Origin of the sequence: Cryobacterium breve (assembly GCF_027594785.1) — a bacterium.
Classification (GTDB): domain Bacteria; phylum Actinomycetota; class Actinomycetes; order Actinomycetales; family Microbacteriaceae; genus Cryobacterium; species Cryobacterium breve_A.
The window spans coordinates 1,422,299-1,436,334 of the sequence record NZ_CP075584.1; the positions used below are offsets into that span (position 1 = coordinate 1,422,299).

Here is a 14,036-nt window from a genome sequence, read left to right on the forward strand (position 1 = left end):
TCAGCTGGTGGTTACAGCACCTTCGACAGGAATGCCTGGGTGCGGCGGTGCTGAGGGTTGCTGAGCACGAGCTCGGGGTCTCCGGACTCGACGACGACGCCGCCGTCCATGAACACGAGCGAGTCCCCGACCTCGCGGGCGAAACCCATCTCGTGGGTGACCACGATCATGGTCATGCCCTCCTTAGCGAGGCCCTTCATCACGTCGAGCACTTCTCCGACGAGTTCGGGGTCGAGCGCGCTCGTGGGCTCGTCGAAGAGCATCAGCTTGGGCTCCATCGCAAGGGCACGGGCGATCGCGACCCGCTGCTGCTGGCCGCCGGACAGGTGCGCGGGGTAATAGTCCGCGCGTTCGGCGAGTCCCACCCGGGCGAGCAGGTCGCGCGCGGTGCGCTCGGCCTGCGCCTTGGGTAGTCCCTTGACCCGCAGCGGGGCCTCCATCACGTTCTGAAGCGCGGTCATGTGCGGGAACAGGTTGAAGCGCTGGAACACCATGCCGATGTCCCTGCGCTGCTTCGCCGCTTCCTTGGGCGCCATCTCGTAGAGCTTGCCGTTGGTCTCGCGGTAGCCGATCAGCTCGCCGTCGACACTCAGCCGCCCGGCGGAGAGCACCTCGAGGTGGTTGATGCAGCGCAGGAACGTGGACTTGCCCGACCCGCTCGGCCCGACGAGGCACATCACCTCGCCGCGTTTGACCTCGAGGGAGATACTCTTGAGCACCTCGTGCGAGCCGAAGCTCTTCGAGACCTGCTCGGCGAGCACCATCGGCACGTAACCGCGGTCAGCGGATGCCGCGCCCGGCGTGGTCATGTCGCTCACGAGGGGCCTCCCTGGCCGGTTCCGGGTTCTCGGGTCGTGCGGGTCGCCGGCGCCTGCTCGGAGCCGGGCACGATCGTGACACCCGTGGTCGGGTCGGGGTTGGAACCGCCGCCCTTCTTGTCCGGCTGACGGTCACCGATGCCGCGGGCGAATCGCTTCTCGAGGAAGTACTGGCCCACCATCAGGATCGAGGTGAAGAACAGGTACCAGATCGACGCGACGATGAGCAGCGGGATCGGATTGAAGGTCTCGGCGGAGATGTCCCGAGAGCGGGCGAACAGGTCGAAGCTGAACGGCACCGCCGTGACGAGCGAGGTCGTCTTGAGCATCGAGATGACCTCGTTGCCGGTCGGCGGGATGATCACCCGCATCGACTGCGGCAGGATGACCCGGGTCATCGTCTGCGACCAGCTCATGCCGAGCGCCGTCGCGGCCTCTTCCTGGCCGCGGTCGACGGCGAGGAGTCCGGCGCGGACGATCTCGGCCATGTACGCGGCTTCGTTGAGCGAGAGGCCGATGACCGCGAGGGCGAATGTGCTGAGCGCGGCGTTCGTCTCGAACGACACCCACGGGTGCATGAACGGGATCCCGATGTCGATGCTCGAGTAGATCAGCGAGATCAGGCCCCAGATGGTCAGCTGCACGTAGACCGGAGTGCCGCGGAAGACCCAGAGATAGAACCACGCGAGGCTCTTCACGACCGGGTTGGGCGACAGCCGCATCACCGCGAGGATCACGCCGAGGACGATCGCGATCACCATCGAGTAGACGGTGAGTTCGAGGGTCACGAGCGCGGCCTGGGAGATGCGCCGGTCGAAGAGGTACTTCGCGACCGTGGGCCAGTCGTACGCGGGGCGGAAGGCCGCGTCCACGATGGCGAGGGCGAACACCACGATCAGGATGATCGCGAAGACCATCCGCCACGGGTGACGCAGCCGGATGGCCTTGATCGGAACCGGGGCGGCCGGATCGGCCGGGGACGAGGCGAGCCGCGCCCCCGGCCGTTCAGATTCGGCGTGCTCATCGGCTAGCCGTTCGCGGCTGCGTTGATCGTGATCTTGTCGATGCCGCCGTCGGCGACTCCCCACGTGTCGAGGATGGCCTTGTAGCTGCCGTCATCGACCATGGACTGCAGCGCGGCCTGGACGGCCTTGCCGAGGTCGGAGCCCTTGGCGACGACCATGCCGTACGGTGCGACGTCGAAGGTCTTGCCCGCGAGCCTGCAGCTTGCCCTTGGTCTGGGCGATCGCGTAGAGGGTGACGGGAGAGTCGGCGCTGAGCGCGTCGGCCTGGCCGAGCACGACCGCGTTCGTCGCGGCATCCTGGGTGTCGAACTTGAGTTTGTCGATCGCCGGCTTGCCCGCCGCGACACACGCGTCGCTCTTGGCGGGAACCTCGTCGGTGTCTTCATACGTCGTAGCCTGCACGGCGACCTTCATGCCGCAGGCGTTGTCCGGGTCGACGGTCTTGTCCTTGGCCGAGGCCCACTGGATGCCGGCGGTGTAGTAGTTGACGAAGTCGACCTGCTTCTCGCGCTCGGCGGTGTCCGTGAACGAGGACTCGCCCAGGTCGGCCTTGCCGCCGGCGACGGAGGGGATGATGTTGTCGAACTTGGCGACCTGGAATTCGGCCGTCAGCCCGAGCTTGGTCGCGATCGCGCTCGCGATCTCGATTCCCCAGCCGATCGGCTTGCCTGCTTCGTCCTTGAACTCGTTCGGGGCGTATGTCGGGTCGCTGCCGACGATGAGCTTGCCGGAGGAGGCGATCTTGGCGGGAACGAGTGCGGCGGCCGCGTCGTCCTTGGTGATCGCTGCGGCCGAGGCGCTGCTGGTCGAGCCCGTGGTAGGCGTCGAGTTGTCGACGCAGCCGGTGAGCATCAGTGCGGCCGCGGCGGCGACGGCGGGGAGTAGGTATCGAGCGCGCATATGCGGAACCTTCTTTGTTTGTCGGTGTCAGGGGTTCGTCATTGAGTCCGTAAACGGTGAGCGACAGAGGTGAGCATATAACAGGATGCCCACGCGGATTCTGTGCGCAGGTCACGTTTTGGACTAGCTAAAGCGAGCGTGAGGGGGACGTGTCTCGATCAAGTATGGCCGTTGGCGTGTTTCGGGCAGATTTCGCCCGGTGCGACCGCGCCATCGCTCACGGACCCAGCACCGAGTTGCGGCCCCTCGCCGTGTCGCCGAAAGTGTTTTGTCCGCAACTCAGCGGGGCGACGGACGTTATTCGACGGCCTTGGCCGCGGTCGAGAGCATGGTCACGTAGTCGTCGAGGCCCCAGGTCAGCGAGAGTCCCGTCGGCGGGGAGACGGACGAGATGAATGCCGCGCCGACCGGGGAGGCGACGGAGCCGCGCTGCACCTGCGGCATGGCCCGGGCATAGCCGGCGGAGAGGAACGCATCCGATTCCTCCTGCGTCGTCCCGAAGTTCACGAGCACGTCGCTCGTGAGCTTGTCGAGCTGTTCGTGGCTGAGCGTGTAGTAGAAGCTCGCCTCGTCGGTCGCGAGGGCGTCGACGGCGGGTGCGTTCACGAAGCCGAGGTCGAGGGTGAAGGCGACCCGGGGGTCTTCCTTCTTGTAGACGTAGAACGTTCCGCCGCTGTCACTCGTGAGGGAGATCGACTTTCCCGTGAATTCGGGGTGGGCAGCCGCGGCCGCGGCGATCTTCCCGTCGATGTCTGCGAGAAGGGTGGTCGCTTCGGCGGTCTTGCCGAGCGCGGTTCCGGTGATCGTGATGAGCTCGCGCCAATCGGTCGCCCAGGGCTGGTCGGGGTAGCCGACCACGGGGGCGATCTTGCTGAGCAGCGCGTACTGCTCGGCGGTGATGCCGGAATACGCGGCGAGGATCACGTCGGGTGCGGCCTTGGCGATGTCCTCGTACGGCGGCTCAGTGGAGTCCGGCAGCACGGTCGGCGTGGGCGTTCCGGTCTTCGTGAGCGCTTCGGAGATCCAGGGCAGCACCCCCTGGGCGTCACCCGCGTAGGCCTGGAACGGCATCGCGACGGGAATGACGCCGAGGGCGATCGCATCATCCGCACTCCCCAAGCCCCAGGTCACGACCCGGGTCGGTTGCTTCGGGATCACGGTGGACCCGAAGGCGTTCTCGATCGTGACGGGGAACGATGCGGCAGCGGAGTCGCCCGCCGCGGCATCCGTCGCCTGGGGCGCGGGCGCGGAACAGCCGGTCAGGGTCAGGGCGACGAGGGCGGCCACAGCGACGAGCGCGCGGATGGGGGGACGGTGCACGGGAAACTCCGGTTTCTCAGTTGTCGATGAGGTGCTGTGTGACGCGGTTCGGTCTAGCTCACTTCAACTAGCTTAGGTTAGCCTTACCTAATATAGCGGATGCCGGGGTCGGTGCGGGATGGAATCTTCCGATCGGCACGACGAGCGGTGAACCGCAGACGGGGTCGGGGATGACGAGGGCGTCGAGCCCGAAGGCGGAGCGGACGACGTCGACGGTCAGGGTCTTCGCGGGCGGCCCGGCGGCGATGATGCCGCCTGAGCGCATCACGAGCATCTCGTCGGCGTACCGGGCCGCGAGGTTGAGGTCGTGGAGGACCATCACGATCGTGGTGCCCCGGGTGCGGTTGAGTTCGAGGAGAAGGTCGAGGACCTCGATCTGGTGGGCGACGTCGAGGAAGCTCGTCGGTTCGTCGAGCAACAGGATGTCGGTGTCCTGGGCGAGGGCCATCGCGATCCAGACCCGCTGGCGCTGGCCGCCGGAGAGCTCCTCGAGCCGGCGCGCGGCGAGGTCCAGGGTTCCGGTGCGCACGAGGGCGTCGGCGACGATGGCGTCGTCCGCGGCCGTGGTGCCGCGGAACCAGCCCTGGTGCGGATGCCGGCCGCGACCGACGAGTTCGCCGACGGTGATGCCCTCCGGCGCGAGCGGCTGTTGCGGCAGGAGGCCGAGCGCGGTCGCGACCCGCTTGCCCGGAATCTTCGTGATGTCGATGCCGTCGAGGAGAACCACGCCGGATTGCGGGGCGAGCAGGCGGGCGAGTCCGCGGAGGAGCGTGGACTTGCCCGAGGCGTTCGCGCCGACGATGACCGTGATGCGTCCGACGGCGATCTCGAGGTCGAGGTCGGTGACGATTGGGACGCCATCGTAGCCGAGGCCGAGGGCGACGGTGCGCAGGCTCGTGGTGCGTGCGGTCGGCGCGGTCAACTGGGTCGACGGATGCTGCGTCCGTCCGAGCTTCCGGCCCTGAACCAATTCGACGGAGTTTTTGCCCGAAACGTCCGTGAGAGGGCCGTTTCGGGCCAAAAAGCCGAAAAACTCCGTCGAATCGGTTAGGCCGCGGGTCGGGCGTGTTCGGGTTGGAGTGGGTCATCGGGTTCCTTCGGTGCTGTCGCGCGAGCTGCCGCTGCCGCCTGCGGCTCCGGTCGCGAGCAGCCAGAGCAGGTAGGGCGCCCCGATGGCGCCGGTGACGACCCCGGCCGGGAGCTGGAGTCCGCCCGGGAGCAGGTGCTGGGCGGCGAAGTCGGCGCCACTGACGATCAGGGCGCCGACCAGGGCCGACGGCACGAGGCCGAGCCCGCCGGTGCCGACGAGGCGGCGGGCGATCGGCGCGGACACGAACGCGACGAACGCGAGCGGGCCGACCATGGCCGTCGCGAGCGCGGCGAGGGCGACGGCGACGGCGAGGAGTCCGAGCCGGTTGCGCTCGGCGCCGACACCGAGGCTCGTGGCCAGGTCGTCGCCGAGTTGCAGCGCGCGGAGACGCGGCGCGAGCATCCGCACGATGGGCAGGAGCACGGCGAGCCCGACCGCGACGACGGCGATCTCTGGCCACGCGGCACCGCTCACGCTGCCGACGAGCCAGGTGAGGGCATCCTGGGCGTTGCGAAGCTCGGCACGGCTGAGCAGGTAGCCGAGCAGGCCCTGCACCATGAACGCGACGCCGACGCCGATGAGCACGAAGCGGTAGCCGGCGACGCCGCTCGTACCTCCGCCGCGGCCGCGCCAGGCCAGCAGGTAGATGATGGTCGCGACGAGGATCGCACCGCCGAAGGCCGCGAAGGCGGTGGCCAGACTGCCGAAGCCGAGCACGAGCATCCCGAGCACCGCGGCGGCGCTCGCCCCGCCGGTGACGCCGACGATGTCGGGGCTCGCGAGCGGATTGCGCAGCACGGTCTGGAACAGGGCGCCCGAGAGCGCGAAGGCGATGCCGGTCAGGAGCCCGAGCACGAGCCGGGGCAGGCGCAGCGTCAGCACGATGAAGTTCTCGGCTCCCGTGCCCTGGCCGGCGAGGGTGCGGAGCAGGTCGGGCACCGCGACGGAATAGGAGCCGACGGAGAGGCTCAGCGCGGCGACGACGAGCAGCGCGGCGGCGAGGACGATCGCGATCCGACGCTCCCGGCGGCGCCGTGCACCCCGCGCCGCCGCGAGAGTCGCCGCTTCTGCCGGGACGACCCGGTGCACCGGGGATTCCGGGCGGGAACGGCGACCCTCGGCGAGGTCGGCCGGTGCAGCGTGCGGTGTGCGCGGGGTCACAGTCCGACCGCCTTGGTGCCGCGCACGAGCGCGATCAGCACGGGGGCGCCGAGGAACGCGACGACGAGGCCGGCCTCGACCTCGCCGGGGCGGGCGATCACACGGCCGATCACGTCGGCGAGCAGGAGCAGGGCCGAGCAGCGCAGCGCGGAGAGAGCGAGGGTCCAGCGGTAGTCGGGGCCGGCGAACCAGCGGGCGAGGTGCGGCACCGCGAGGCCGACGAAGACGATCGGGCCGGCGAGCGCGGTCGCCGAGCCGCAGAGCAGCACGACGGCCACGAAGCAGACGATTCGTGCGGCCACGACGTTCTGGCCGAGGCCGCGGGCGAGGTCGTCTCCGAGGGCGAGCGCGTTGAGCATCCGCCCGGCCGTTGCCGCCAGCACGGCTCCGACGAGGATGAACGGCGCGAGCTGCAGGGCCGTGTCGAGGCCGCGGGCGGAGAGGGAGCCCGCCGACCAGAACCGGTAGCGGTCGAAGGTCGCCGGGTCGCTGAGCAGCACGATGGTGATCAGCGAGGTGAGCGCCGCGGTGAGCGCGGTGCCGGCGAGGGTCAGCTTGACGGGCGTCGCTCCCCCGCGTCCGAGCGAACCGATGACGTAGACGACGGATGCCGCGACCGCGGCCCCGACGAAGGCGAACCACACGTAGCCGAGCGCGCTGGTGACCCCGAACAGGGCGATGCCGCCGACGACGAAGAGGGAGGCGCCCGCGTTGACGCCGAGCAGGCCGGGGTCGGCGAGGGGATTGCGGGTGACGCCCTGCATGAGCGCGCCGGCGATACCGAGAGCGAGGCCCGCGAGCAGGCCGACGACTGTGCGCGGGATGCGCAGGTCGAGCACCACGAGCTGGTCGGTCACGGCGGGATCCGGCCGGAACAGGGCGTCGAGGACGGTGCCGAATGACACGTCCCGCGCGCCGACCACGAGGGAGGCGATGATCACGAGGGCGAGGAGCACGGCCGCGGCGAGGAGCCCCGCCGTCGACCGCCGACCCGAACCGATTCGACGGAGTTTTTCGGGTTTCGGGCCCGAAAGAGCGCTCTCCCGTGTGTTTTGGGCAAAAACTCCGTCGAATTGGTTCGGGGCAGGGCGGTTCAGGGCCGGGCTGTTCGCGGCCGGGAACTCGGAGGAGTGTGCCAGACGGCTCACTGGGGCTCGGCTTTGCCGAGGCGCCAGTAGCCCATGAAGGAGACGCGGCGGCGGTCGACGCCGGTCTCGCTCACGAGGAACCGGCGGAGGCGCTTGATCGCGCCGGCCTCTCCGGCGAGCCAGGCGTAGAAGCCGGCGCCCGAGGGTGTGTCCGGGGTGTCCCACAGGGTGTCGCGGTCGACGTCGATCTCGAGCTCTGCCGCGGTCACGCCGGTTCCGGTCGGGACCTCTGGTCCCCGGTGACCGGTGGCCCAGGTGCGCACGGCGGCGTCGAGGCGTTCGCCGTGCGGGGCGGCGCAGCGCGGAAGCCAGGTGACCGAGCACCCGTCCGGGACCCGGACGTCGAGCTGGTCCGCGGCATCCGGCACCTCGAGGAAGGCGTGCGCCGTGCGCCCGGGCCGCAGGCTGTCGAGGATCCCGCAGATCGCGGGGACCGCGGTCTCGTCGCCCGCGAGGAGCAGGTAGGTGGCATCGCCGGGGCGCCAGTCGAGGCCGAGGCCTGCGTCACGGCTGCGGGAGTCCGGCCCGACGATGACGACGTGCTCGCCGATCTGGGCCGCGGCGAGCCAGCGCGAGGCCGGGCCGGGGCCGGAACCGGCGGCATCCGCCGGACCGTGGGAGACGAAGTCGACGTCGAGTTCGCGGAGGTGCGGGCGCACCGAGCGCACGGTGTAGCTGCGGAACGGGTTGCGCTCCGCCTCGGGAAGGGCCCGCCAGCGGTCGTACCAGCCCGTGCCGGTCGAGGCAGGGTCATGCTGCTCGTCCGCGCCGAAATCGGCCAGGCCGACGCCGGGGATCGGCAGGACGAGCTTGATCCGCTGGTCAAGTCCGGCCGTGCCGAAGTGCTCGAATTCGGGGCCGGTGAAGGTCACCCGCACGAAATGCGGGCTCAGGCGCCGGATACCCGCGACCGTCGCCCGGTAGGGCCGGTAGCCGGGGCGTGCGTCAGGGAGCAGGTCCTCGCCGGTCACCTCGGTGCTGGGTAAGGTAAGCATTACCTAAGTATTGCATCCCCGGGCTCCGCGTGCCGTGTGAATTCGGTGTGAGCACACCGGTCACGACGACGAGCGGATGCCGCCGCGAGCCGGCTCGGCCGGCTACAGCCCGATGCTGGCCCCGCCGGCCCCTGCGGACCCACCGGACCCGCCGTGCGGGCCGTCCCCGGTTTCCACGGGGCGGTCCGGGAGGTTTGACCACTGCGACCAGGATCCGGGATACAGGTAGGGGACAAACCCGGCGATCGTGAGCGCGGCGATCTCGTGGGCGGCGGTGACGCCCGATCCGCAGTAGACCCCGATCGGTCGCATCGGTCGCACGCCGAGGGACTCGAACTGCGCGCGGAGCCTGGTCGGCGGGCAGGAAGCGGCCGTCGTCGGCGAGGGTGTCCGTCGTCGGGGCGCTCACCGCTCCGGGGATGTGGCCGGCGCGCGGGTCGACCGGCTCCGTCTCACCCCGGTACCGGGCGCCGGCACGCGCGTCAAGGAGGATGCCGGTGTGCGCGATGGCAGCGGCGGTGTCGGCGTCGATCGTGCCGAGCGAACCGTAGCTGAGGTGTGCGGTGCCGATCGGCGGGTCAGGCTGCTCCCCGGCGACGAGCGGCAAGCCCGCCCTGCGCCAGGCGGCGAGCGCACCGTCGAGCAGGAGCACGTTTCGGTGCCCGGCGTGCCGCAACAGCAGCCACCATGCCCGCGCCGCGGACATCAGGCTCAGGTCGTCGTAGACCACGACGGTGTCGTCGTCGTGGATTCCCCAGCGGCGCACGGCCGCCTGCAGGTCCTCGATCGCGGGGAGCGGGTGCCGCCCGTCCTCTGGCGCCCCTGGCCGGGCGAGCTCGGTCTCGAGGTCGACGTAGACCGCGCCCGGCAGGTGTCCGGCGGCGTATTCGTCGCGTCCGCTCGGCCCGAGGAGCGCCCACCGGACGTCGAGCACACGGATGTCGTCACGCGTCTCGAGCAGGCTGGCCAGGTCTTCGGCGGAGATCAAAGTGTTCACGAAACCACGGTACCGGGTGTGCGCGGCACGGGCACCCGCATCCGCCGACGCCCTCGGTCAGGGCGCGGGCCACTCACCGCCCGGGACTCGCCCCGTGGCACCGTCGTCGGCACGGAATTGCGTCCCGTACACGTTCGTTGCGAAAACGGCCGCGCGCGCGATGCAATTCGGCGCGGGGTGGCGACGGATTGCGTGGCGGCGGCCCGACTCTCGTCCCGCACCGGGCCTCGCCCGTAGACTTGAACGAGTGAGCAGCTACTGGACCCTACTGAAGACGCCCGGGGTTGCCCGTCTGATCGCCGCGCAGCTGACCGCCCGCTTCCCGTTCGGGATGCTCTCGCTCGCGTTCCTGATCCACATCAAGCGCGTCTACGACTCCTACGGCTCCGCCGGCCTCGTGCTCGGTGCGATGAGCATCGGCCAGGCGATCGCAGGTCCCCTCACGAGCCGCCTCATGGGCCGGTGGGGCATGCGCCCGGTCATCATCGCCACGATCGCGATCTGCGCGAGCGCCATCGTCGTGATGGCGCTGCTGGTCCTGCCGATCTGGGGCCTGATGGTGATCGGCCTCGTCGCGGGGTTGACGACACCGCCGATCCAGCCGGCCGTGCGCACGATCTACCCGAAGATCGTCAACTCCCGCCAGCTCACCCCCTGTTCTCGCTCGACGCATCCGCCCAGGAGATCATCTGGGTGCTCGGACCGGTCATCGCCACGTTCGTCGCGATCCAGATCAGCTCGGTCGCCGGCATCCTGCTCGCCGCCGCGTTCCTGGTCGGCGGCGGCATCTGGTTCGTCGTGCTACCGGAGGTCGGCCGGGTGCGGATCCCGCGCAGCCGCCGCAAGCTCGGCGCCGTGCTCAAGCGTCCCCCGGTGCTCCTCAGCACCGTCGTCGGCTTCATGCTCGTCGCGGCGTGCTCCGCCGTCGAGGCCGGCGTCGTCGCGGCTTTCGGCCACGGCAGCGCGGACTCCGGCTGGGTGCTCGGCATCTTCGCGATCGGCTCGCTCGTGGGCGGCCTCGCGCTCGGCCACGCGCCGATCGGTCCGTGGGCCCTCGCCGGGCGGATGCTGATCGTCACGATCGGCCTGTCCCTCGCGACCCTGGGACTCAGCTTCTGGTGGCTCGCCGCCACCCTGCTCCTCGCGGGCATCGGCATCGCGCCGGCCTTCGCCGTACTGTTCGGGATCGTCTCCGCGAGCGTCAAGTTCAGTGACACCGCCGAGGCGTACGGCTGGGTCGGCACCGGCCAGCTGATGGGCGCGGCGCTCGGGTCGGCGACGGCCGGCTTCATGATCGACCACAACGGCGCCGGTTCGGCCATCCTCGTCGCCGCCGGTTTCGCGGCGCTCGGCACCCTGATTCCCGCGCTCGGACGCCGCTGGCACCCCGACCTGCGCGGCCGCGACGCCGGCCCGATCCCCGACACCGCGCCGATCCAGATCCAGGTCTCCTAGCCCGCACCGCCGCGACTGCGCCAGGACCCTCGCGCCGGCGCCCGCCCGCGAGGGGTCGCAAGAGTGCCGGTATGGTGCCGGCAGAGTACCGGCAGAGTGCCGCGAGAGTACACTCTTGGCCCTTTAAACCCGCAGTTTAAAGGGCCAAAAGTGTACTCTCGCGGGCGACATCGAGGGCGCGGGTCCGGGCAGCGGATGCCGCGGCATCCGCTGCCGGAGACCTGCGGACTAGTGCGTGTCGACCTCGTGGGCGACGTACTGCACAGGCGCGGGCAGGTGCGCCTCGCTCCGCACGGTGCGGGAGAACCGCTCGATCGACTTGAGCGCGCTGACCAGCTCGTCGGGGGTGATCGGGAACGGCATGTTGTGGATGGTCTCCCCTGGCACCGTCGCCGCTTCGGCGACGCGGCGCAGGTCGTCCTCGTCGTCGACGCTGAGGCCGACCTCGGTCAGGGTGTTCGGCAGCCCGACCCGGGTCGTGAACTCGATGAAGTCGCGGATCTCCTGGGTCGGGGCGCCCTCGAGCACGAGCCTGCGTGACCGAGCCGATGTTGACCTTCTGCCCGTGGGCGAGGCCATGGGTCTGGTGCGCCGCGGTCAGGCCGTTGTGGATCGCGTGGGCGGCGGCCAGCCCGCCGGACTCGAACCCGAGCCCCGACAGCAACGTGTTGGCCTCGACGAGCTTCTCGACGGCCGGGGTGACCTGATGGTCGCGCACGGCGTCGAGGGCGGGGAGCGCGTTGTCCCAGATCACGCCCCAGGACAGCTCGGCGAGCGCGGTGCCCGCGAGAGTCGGCAGGCCGCCGGCCATCGTGTTCGCGTGCGACTGCCTCGTGGCCCGGGCCTCGAGCCAGGTCGCGAGGGCATCGCCGACGCCCGCGGCCAGGAACGCGGCGGGGGCATCCGCCACGAGCTGGGTGTCCATCAGCACGAGGTCCGGGTTCTTCGGGAAGAAGCGGTACTCCTCGAACGCGCCGTCCGCGGTGTAGATCACGGAGAGGGCCGAGGTGGGGGCATCCGTCGAAGCGACGGAGGGCACCGTGACCCAGCGGATGCCGGCCAGGAACCCCGCGGCCTTCACGGCGTCCATGGTGCTGCCGCCGCCGAGGGCGACGATGACGTCGGCGCCGGTCCTGTCGATCACGCCGACGAGGCGGGTGACCTCCGCGGCCGTGGGGATGCCGCCGAAGCGTTCCCGGGTGACGGGCAGCTGGGCGGCGCGGAGCGAGTCCGTGGCGCGCTGTCCGACGATCCCCCAGACGACGTCGTCTGAGACGAGGAGCGGGGTCTTCCCGAGCGGCGCGAGGAATTCGCCGAGCCGGGACAGCGCCCCCTTCCCCTGGACGTAGCGGCCGGGGCTGATGATGGTGCGAATGGCGCTGGAGGCGGCCATGGCGATCTCCTTTTTCAATCGATGCGGATGCCGCCAGCCTAAATTCGCCGGTCACGGTCGGTCAGGGGCCCTGTCACCATGTGAGAAGCTGCTCGCCGTACCCGGGATCTTCTCAGGCGCCGTGCGATTGTGCCGGGACCGCGCCCGACCGACAATGGCCGCATGAAGATCACGGATGCTCTTCCCCTGTCCCAGCCGTCGTCGCCCCGGACGCTCGCGCAGCCGCCCCTGACCTCCAACGTCACGGCCCTGCCCGCGCCACCCGCCCCCGGCGGGGTCGCCTCGATCCAGAAGACGCTCGCGATCCTCGAGATCGTCGCCGAGCGCGGCGGGGCCACGGCGAAGGAGGTCTCGGCGAGCCTCGGCTACCCGCTGCCGACCGTGTACCGGCTCATGCAGACGCTCGTGCAGAGCGACTACCTCGTGCACATCCGCCGGGAGCGCAAGTTCGAACTCGGCTACAAACTGCACCAGCTCGGCGTCTCGCTGCATCGCCAGATCGGGGTGCCCACCGAGGTGCGCACCGAGATCGCCCGCCTGCACCGCAGCGCCCGGGCGGCCGCGTACTTCGCCGTGTACCGGGGGGCGGATGTCGTCGTCACGTACATCGTGGATTCCCCGGCCGCCCCGCGCCTCACCCCGTTGAGCTTCGGTTTCCACGAGGCCGCGCATGCGACCGCGTTCGGCAAGATCATGCTCAGCGGCATGAGCGGCGAGCAGCGCGACCAGTACCTCGATGCTCATGGGTTGTTACGGCTCACCCCGGCGACCATCACCGAGCGCGGAGAACTGGAGCGCCAGCTCGAGTCGATCTCCCGGTCGCACGTGGCCTGGGAACACGAGGAGTTCGTCCCTGGCATGACGTGCGCCGCCGTCGGCGTGCGCAACTCCGCCGGCCTGCTCGTCGGCTCGGTCGCGATCTCGGCCAGGGCCGCCACGATCGCGACCCGCGAACGCGACCTCGAGCGGATGCTGCGCGGGACCGCCGCCGGACTCTCGCGGTACTTCCGCTCCGGCAGCGTCCGGCGCTGAGCATCCGCTCACCTAACCAATTCGACGGAGATTTTGTCCGGAGAGCGCTTAGATCGGGCTCCCACGCGCCAGAAACTCGAAAACTCCGTCGAATTGGTTAGGGCGGGGCGAGCGGTTAGCGGGCCTCCCACCAGGGGGTGATCACGGCGCGGGCGAGGGTGTGCCCGCCGAGGTTGAAGGTGAGGAACGCGGGCGTCGACGTCTCCGGAATGCCGATGGTGTCGACGTCGAGGGCGTGCACGGCGATGTAGTAGTTGTGCCGCCCGTGGCCGGCCGGCGGGGCCGCACCGAGGTAGCGCCGGAGACTGGCATCGTTCGTGAGCCTGCCAGGCGCCGGGCGGCAGGGTCGTGCTGTTCTCCTCCCCCGCCCCGGTGGGCAGGCTTGTCGTCGTCGCGGGGATGTCGGCGACGGCCCAGTGCCAGAATCCGCTCCCCGTCGGGGCGAGCGGGTCGTACACCGTGACCGCGAAGCTCCTGGTCCCTGCCGGGAACCCGCTCCAGTGCAGTTCTGGGGACGTGTCGCTTCCGCCGGCGCCGAAGATCCCGCTGCGTTGCGGCGGGGCGAGTTCCTCGCCGTTCTTCACGTCGGTGGATTCGAGGGTGAAGGTCGGCACCTCGCCGATCTGGTCGTATGGGGTTCTCATCATCTGGTCGTGGGTCATGGTGCGCACTCTCCTTGTCGGGGCGTGGGGACGGGTCGGT

Annotated in this window: 10 protein-coding genes and 4 pseudogenes; 2 read left to right on the forward strand and 12 right to left on the reverse strand. The window is 70.2% G+C overall.

Annotation, left to right across the window (positions count from 1 at the left end):
- Positions 1-11: 11 nt before the first annotated feature.
- From KIV56_RS06895 to KIV56_RS06935, 9 genes and pseudogenes are all read right to left on the reverse strand, one after another.
- A complete protein-coding gene (locus KIV56_RS06895; RefSeq protein WP_134449397.1) occupies positions 12-764 on the reverse strand; it encodes an amino acid ABC transporter ATP-binding protein in 753 nt (250 codons plus the stop codon).
- A 50-nt stretch (positions 765-814) separates the two neighbouring features.
- A complete protein-coding gene (locus tag KIV56_RS06900) occupies positions 815-1,735 on the reverse strand; it encodes an amino acid ABC transporter permease (RefSeq protein ID WP_281536096.1) in 921 nt (306 codons plus the stop codon).
- 198 nt (positions 1,736-1,933) lie between these two features.
- Positions 1,934-2,743 (reverse strand): transporter substrate-binding domain-containing protein, encoded by an 810-nt coding sequence (locus tag KIV56_RS06905; protein ID WP_281535667.1) that lies wholly within the window; start codon positions 2,741-2,743, stop codon positions 1,934-1,936.
- Between the two features lie 297 nt (positions 2,744-3,040).
- A complete protein-coding gene (locus tag KIV56_RS06910) occupies positions 3,041-4,063 on the reverse strand; it encodes an iron-siderophore ABC transporter substrate-binding protein (protein ID WP_281535668.1) in 1,023 nt (340 codons plus the stop codon).
- A 67-nt stretch (positions 4,064-4,130) separates the two neighbouring features.
- Complete coding sequence (locus tag KIV56_RS06915) at positions 4,131-4,985, reverse strand: ABC transporter ATP-binding protein (RefSeq protein ID WP_281535669.1); 855 nt, start codon at positions 4,983-4,985, stop codon at positions 4,131-4,133.
- Positions 4,986-5,147: 162 nt separating this feature from the next.
- Positions 5,148-6,314 carry a FecCD family ABC transporter permease gene (locus tag KIV56_RS06920; RefSeq protein WP_281535670.1) on the reverse strand — a complete coding sequence of 389 codons (1,167 nt, stop codon included), beginning with the start codon at positions 6,312-6,314 and terminating at the stop codon, positions 5,148-5,150.
- Positions 6,311-7,270: a FecCD family ABC transporter permease gene (locus tag KIV56_RS06925; RefSeq protein ID WP_281535671.1), complete on the reverse strand. Its 960-nt coding sequence runs from the start codon at positions 7,268-7,270 to the stop codon at positions 6,311-6,313. Before KIV56_RS06925 ends, KIV56_RS06920 begins: the two co-directional genes overlap by 4 nt.
- Before the next feature lie 188 nt (positions 7,271-7,458).
- Positions 7,459-8,457, reverse strand: coding sequence for a siderophore-interacting protein (locus KIV56_RS06930; protein ID WP_281535672.1), 999 nt, complete (start codon positions 8,455-8,457; stop codon positions 7,459-7,461).
- Positions 8,458-8,559: 102 nt separating this feature from the next.
- Positions 8,560-9,454, reverse strand: a pseudogene (locus tag KIV56_RS06935) (sulfurtransferase).
- Positions 9,455-9,701: 247 nt separating this feature from the next.
- Here KIV56_RS06935 and KIV56_RS06940 point away from each other — a divergent pair.
- Positions 9,702-10,909: pseudogene (locus tag KIV56_RS06940) on the forward strand (MFS transporter).
- A gap of 136 nt (positions 10,910-11,045) precedes the next feature.
- On the opposite strand, the gene KIV56_RS20285 reads toward KIV56_RS06940, so the two are convergent.
- Positions 11,046-12,302, reverse strand: coding sequence for a glycerol dehydrogenase (locus KIV56_RS20285; RefSeq protein WP_432432614.1), 1,257 nt, complete (start codon positions 12,300-12,302; stop codon positions 11,046-11,048).
- Between the two features lie 162 nt (positions 12,303-12,464).
- Between KIV56_RS20285 and KIV56_RS06950 the strand changes: the two genes are divergently transcribed.
- Positions 12,465-13,334, forward strand: coding sequence for an IclR family transcriptional regulator (locus KIV56_RS06950; RefSeq protein WP_281535673.1), 870 nt, complete (start codon positions 12,465-12,467; stop codon positions 13,332-13,334).
- Between the two features lie 115 nt (positions 13,335-13,449).
- On the opposite strand, the pseudogene KIV56_RS19575 reads toward KIV56_RS06950, so the two are convergent.
- Together KIV56_RS19575 and KIV56_RS19580 are read right to left on the reverse strand one after the other, a co-directional pair.
- A pseudogene (locus KIV56_RS19575) lies at positions 13,450-13,590 on the reverse strand (YbhB/YbcL family Raf kinase inhibitor-like protein); the annotation flags it as partial.
- A 121-nt stretch (positions 13,591-13,711) separates the two neighbouring features.
- A pseudogene (locus tag KIV56_RS19580) lies at positions 13,712-13,996 on the reverse strand (YbhB/YbcL family Raf kinase inhibitor-like protein); the annotation flags it as partial.
- Positions 13,997-14,036 lie beyond the last annotated feature (40 nt).